The following is a 1,300-nucleotide window of genomic DNA, read 5'->3' on the forward strand; positions in this document are numbered from 1 at the left end:
CGAGACGAGCAGTAAAGTCACCTGCGGACAGCCTCGCCAACGTAGCCATCGGCGCTTTCATTATTGCTGCGCTCTATTTCGGGCGTGAAGTCTTCGTCCCCATGGCACTCGCAATCCTGTTCAGTTTCGTGCTGGCACCGCTGGTCAAAGGATTGCAGAAACTGCGTGTTCCGCGAGCGCTCGCGGTCTTTGCGGTCGTCCTGATCGCCTTCGCAACCTTGGCGAGCCTGACCATGGCAATGGTTGGCCAGGCGACGCAGCTGGCGAGTGATCTGCCGGTCTATCAGAATACCATCCGCGCCAAGATTGCCGCCTTGAAAGGTTCGAGCCCCGAGAGCGGGGTTTTGAGCCGTGCCGCCGATGTGCTGCAGGATCTCGGCAAGGAGCTCGACCGACCCAAGATGGACGCCCCCGCTCGGAGTGAGCAGCCGAGCCCTGATCAAGCACGCCCGATTCCAGTCGAAGTCCATCAACCGGAGCCCGGCGCGATCCAGACGCTGCAGGCCTTTCTCGCGCCGCTGATCCACCCTCTGACAACCACGGGAATCGTGCTGATCTTCCTGGTTTTCATTCTTCTGCAACGCGAAGACCTCCGCAATCGCTTCATCCGATTGACCGGAACCTCCGACCTGCAAAAGACGACGGCCGCGTTCGACGACGCCGCCAAGCGCCTCAGCCGGCTCTTTCTGACGCAGCTCATCGTCAATGCAGGCTTTGGGGCCGTGATAGGATGCGGCCTCTGGGCGATCGACGTCCCCAGCGCTCTGCTTTGGGGAATTCTTGCAGCAATCCTCCGGTTTATTCCGTATCTCGGCGCCATCCTCTCGGCGGTTTTTCCGATGGTGATCGCCGCATCGGTCGACCCCGGATGGATGATGCTGGCGTTGACCGCCGGCTTGTTCGTGATCGCCGAGCCAGTTGCCGGTCATGTGGTCGAGCCGTTGGCCTACGGCCGCTCAACCGGCCTGTCGCCTGTCGCCATCATCGTCGCGGCGACATTCTGGACCTGGTTGTGGGGCCCTATCGGCCTGGTTCTCGCCACACCATTGACCGTGTGTCTCGTGGTCCTTGGCCGGCACGTTGAAAGGCTGGAATTTCTGGACGTCATGCTGGGAGACCGTCCGCCACTGTCCGCGCCAGAGATCTTCTACCAACGGATCCTCGCGGGAGATCCAGCGGAAGCTGCCGACAAGGCCGAGGAGGTGCTGAAAGAGCGCTCGCTATCCGCCTACTACGACGACGTAGCGCTCGAAGGCCTACGGCTTGCCGCAGCGGACGAGAGCCGCGGTGTTTTGGACGC

At 61.8% G+C, this 1,300-nt stretch carries 1 protein-coding gene; it reads left to right on the forward strand.

Features of this window, described 5'->3' with window-relative positions; all coding sequences use genetic code 11:
- Positions 1-47: 47 nt before the first annotated feature.
- On the forward strand, positions 48-1,300 hold a 1,253-nt coding region (locus tag ACIPIA_RS16515; RefSeq protein ID WP_400511059.1), incomplete at its 3' end, for an AI-2E family transporter.

It is taken from the genome of Allobosea sp. CER48 (assembly GCF_044752385.1).
Taxonomy (GTDB): domain Bacteria; phylum Pseudomonadota; class Alphaproteobacteria; order Rhizobiales; family Beijerinckiaceae; genus Allobosea.